Origin of the sequence: Geminicoccus flavidas (assembly GCF_009806515.1) — a bacterium.
Classification (GTDB): Bacteria; Pseudomonadota; Alphaproteobacteria; order Geminicoccales; family Geminicoccaceae; genus Geminicoccus; species Geminicoccus flavidus.
Genome location: NZ_WUJP01000456.1, coordinates 1 through 3,832 on the forward strand (window position 1 = coordinate 1; position 3,832 = coordinate 3,832).

Annotated in this window: 4 protein-coding genes; all 4 read right to left on the reverse strand. The window is 65.5% G+C overall.

The features are described 5' to 3' along the window. The coding region (locus EQG76_RS12715) for a class I tRNA ligase family protein (RefSeq protein ID WP_159713856.1) at nucleotides 1-648 on the reverse strand (648 nt) is incomplete at its 3' end. Nucleotides 649-697: 49 nt separating this feature from the next. Further along, a complete protein-coding gene (locus EQG76_RS12720) occupies nucleotides 698-1,240 on the reverse strand; it encodes a DUF3576 domain-containing protein (RefSeq protein WP_235031339.1) in 543 nt (180 codons plus the stop codon). A gap of 127 nt (nucleotides 1,241-1,367) precedes the next feature. Then, complete coding sequence (locus EQG76_RS12725) at nucleotides 1,368-1,940, reverse strand: hypothetical protein (RefSeq protein WP_159713858.1); 573 nt, start codon at nucleotides 1,938-1,940, stop codon at nucleotides 1,368-1,370. A gap of 175 nt (nucleotides 1,941-2,115) precedes the next feature. Beyond that, the gene (locus EQG76_RS12730) at nucleotides 2,116-3,186 is read right to left on the reverse strand and encodes a porin (RefSeq protein ID WP_159713860.1); all 1,071 of its coding nucleotides are present in this window, start codon (nucleotides 3,184-3,186) and stop codon (nucleotides 2,116-2,118) included. Nucleotides 3,187-3,832 lie beyond the last annotated feature (646 nt).

Below are 3,832 nucleotides of genomic sequence, written 5' to 3' on the forward strand. Positions count from 1 at the left end.
CCGGACCTTTTCCGGCCAGCGGTCCAGCTTCTCCAGGCTCTTCAACAGGTCATCTGCATAGTCGGTGATCTTGAAGAACCACTGGTTCAGCTTGCGCCGCTCGACTGGGGCGCCGGAGCGCCAGCCCTTGCCGTCGATCACCTGCTCGTTGGCGAGCACCGTGTTGTCGACTGGGTCCCAGTTGACCCAGCTCTCCTTGCGATAGACCAGGCCCGCCTCGAGGAAGTCGAGGAACATCGCCTGCTCGTGCTTGTAGTATTCGGGCGAGCAGGTCGCGATCTCGCGGGACCAGTCGATCGACAGGCCCATCGTCTTGAGCTGCGCCCGCATCTCTACGATGTTGGCATAGGTCCACTTGGCCGGGTGGATGCCGCGCTTGATCGCAGCGCCCTCGGCGGGCAGGCCGAACGCGTCCCAGCCCATCGGGTGCAGCACGTTGAAGCCCTGGGCTCGCTTGTAGCGCGCGATCAGGTCACCCAGCGCATAGTTGCGGACGTGGCCCATATGGATGCGCCCCGACGGATAGGGGAACATTTCCATGGCGAAGTACTTGGGCTTGGTCTTGTCGACCCGCGCCTCGAACAGGCGGCGTTCTTCCCAGATCCGCTGCCATTTCTGTTCAGCGGCACGCAACGCATATCGGGACATGGCGGAATTCGGTCCGGTCCAGGCGAGAAGAAGGGAAAAGTTGTGCCGGTCAGTCGGTGGCGGCAGCGGCGATCCGGAGCTCGCGCGCGCGGGTGAGGATCCGGTCCTCCAGCGCCAGCGCGGTCTGCGGATCGACCGGGGCATCCAGCCAGTCGCCGCTCTCCGAGCGGGTCTGCCGCCAGACCGACACCTTGACCCCGTCCGCGCGCAGCGACTGGTCGCGCACCAGCACCTGCAGCTTGAAGCGCTCGTTCGGCGTCTCCACCGGCTGGAACCAGTCGGTGGTGATCAGCCCGCCGAACGGGTCGGCATTGGCGACCGGCATGAAGTCGATCGTGTCGAGCGAGGCGCGCCAGAGATAGCTGTTCACCCCGACCCCGCCCGACTCCTCCTGCCGGGCCTTGGCCTCCCGCGAGCGGGAACCGTAGAGAGTCAGCCCGTCTGAGCCGAAGATCGTGCCGGTCTGCTGGCGGCGCCGGGCCTGGTCTGTGTCCCACACGCCGGCTTCCGACTGGGTGACCGGCGGCGTCACTTCTTCGCTGCAGCCGGCGAGTGCGGCCACGACTAGGATGCTGGTGAGTGTTCTGCGCACGATGCGAGCCCGGGTCCGCCAAAGATTGGAGGGTCGTCCCTATACCCTCTCCGCGGCGCGACCATAGCACGGCGCAGGCGTTCCGCCAGTCCGGGCACGCCCTGAGTGCAAAACGGTGGCAGGACGCTCAGAAGCTCAAACGGATGCCGAACCGGCCAGCGGCGTCGCCGTCGGGCCGACTCTCGCTGCGGCCGGTGAAGGCGAGGTCGCCCTCCAGGGTCAGCCAGGACCAGGCGGCGAGATCGGTGCTGAGCAGCATGGTCGAGCGGGTGTCGCCCACCGGGGTCTCGGTCTCCGCCAGCGCCAGCCGTGCCTCGACCGCGCCATAGGCGACCCCGGCCCCGACCAGCTCGGTCTGGAACCGCCCCTCGCCCAACTGCTGCATGGTGCTGTTGAAGGTCCAGTCGTTCCAGACAACCGCGCCGCCCAGCACGAAGCCCTGGTCATCGCCACCGGCGAGCGAAGTCGCCGCACGCGGCTGCGGGGCGACGTCGAGCGGCGCTGCCGTCAGATCGAAGCGCAGGCGGTCCGTGGCGCTGCCTCTGGGCGTGAAGCCGAAGCTCATCGTGCCGGGACGTTCGCCATCGGCGGCAGGCTCGCCTGACTGGCCGACATAGCCACCGGCGACCAGATCTGCCGCTGCCGCGACCTGGCTCATCCCAATCAAACCGACGATGCTGGCCGCCAGCAACCGCCACATCCCAGGCCACTCCCGCAGGTCCGCCCGGCGATCCGGGCAACATCATCCACATCTACGCCGCGCACGCCATTCTGCCAGGGCGCCGGGCACAGTGCGAGGAGGAAAAGAAAAAACTGCGGCGGGGCATCCCCCGCCGCAGCATCCCAGCAGATCTGCGCCCCTTTCGGGGACCGGATCAGAACTGGATGTCGACCGCCACCAGACCGGCGAAGTTCTCGTCCGAACCCGGCAGATCGGTGTCGTACAGACCGATGTCGGTCAGGAGCGAGACGCCCGGCATGATGCCCATCGTGCCCGAGAGGACGATGGCGGTCGGGGTGCTGTCGCCCGGGGTACCGCCGAGGAGCGGATCGACGTTACCGTCGGCCTGCGAGTACTCGAGGCTCAGCTTGGCCGGGCCGAAGGAGCCGCCGATACCGACGTTCCACCAATCGACATCGGCCAGATCGCCGCCGTTGTGACCATAGGCACCGGCAACGTTGAAGCCGAACAGGCCAAACGACAGACCACCGCTGATACCGTTGAGGTCCTCGTCATCCGGGCCGAACTTCGCGGTCGACGCGGTCACGCCGGCCAGGATGTCGACACCGGCGAAGGCGCCCCTGTAGGTGACAGCGCCTTCGACGTGCTGACGGCCGCCCAGGTCACTGTCGTCGTTCTGGTTGACCAGACCACCGGCATCGTCATCCGGAGCGAACGACACGCCAGCCTGGAACCCCGCGATCTCAGGCGTGTAGTACACGATCTTGGTCGAGGCGCCCGAGAGCGGCACGACATAGGTGTACACCGCGTTATCGAACGCCGGGTTGAAGTCACCGTCGATACCGGAGGTACCGGCAGCGATCACGCTCGAGAAGACCTTCGAGTTATCGGCCGGGCCGACCTCGTTACCGAGACGCACTTCACCCCAGCCGCCGCGGATGAACAGCCAGCTGCGGTCGACCAGGTTGTTGTCGGAGCCACGACCGTTGTCGAGGCGCAGACGCCACCGACCACCGTACTCCATCAGGCTGCCGTCGTCCTTGCCACGGACGTCAATGAAGAAACGGTTGTTGGTGTACATCCCGTAGCCGGGATCGCTTCCGCTGATCGAGTCGTTCTCGCCGAACAGCACGCCCGCCCGCAACTGACCGGACAGGGTGATGTCGAGCGCGCCGCCCGGCATCACCTCGGCCGCGTTGGCGGCCCCGGCAGCCGCGACAACGCCTGAGGCCACGCCGGCCAACAGGAGGGTCTTGATCCTCATATCTATCCTTCCTTCTCGAACTAGCGCGACCTTCTGAACCGGACCGGAGGTTCCGAACGAGATCCTATCCGATAAACCAGGTGACCTTCACGGCCCAGTCGCCGAGGGAGTAGTTGCCCACCACGCCTGCACGCCTCAACTCGTTTCGCTGCTTCCATTGGGCGTAGACGGAGCCCTGCGACATTAGTGCAACATGCCTTCTTGCCGCCGGCACAACACTCAAAGTAGATCCTGCGCCGGTTTCTCGCCCGCATACAGAAATCGGAAGACCTGAATGCAACACTCTCTACGAAGTCACGACGACTGATCTCGCAATGGAAACCCATCTATCCGGATAGAGTAATAACCCGTAAAATTTTATCCGTATTTTTTTCGTTCTTGATCGATCTCTTCACGTTGGGCCGCCAGCAGACCACTGTCGGCCGGCATCTCGACCGGCAGCCCACTTGGCGAGACGGATCCAGCCGCCATGCACGCCAGCAGTGCAAGAACGAGGTCCGGGCGGGCCGGCTCTGGCGGATGCCAGGAGGCCAGCCGCTTGCGTCCGCACGCGGTTTGGTGGATCAGCCGGGGGGAGGCAGATGCCCGTCATCCTCCAACCACGAGCATGCGAGCCAATGGACGTCGAGCAGGAGATCGCCTCGGC

Excerpts from the sequence above, each read along its gene's own strand:
- EQG76_RS12725 (WP_159713858.1), bottom strand. The coding sequence starts at position 1,940 with ATGTGGCGGTTGCTGGCGGCCAGCATCGTCGGTTTGATTGGGATGAGC.
- EQG76_RS12730 (WP_159713860.1), bottom strand. The coding sequence starts at position 3,186 with ATGAGGATCAAGACCCTCCTGTTGGCCGGCGTGGCCTCAGGCGTTGTC.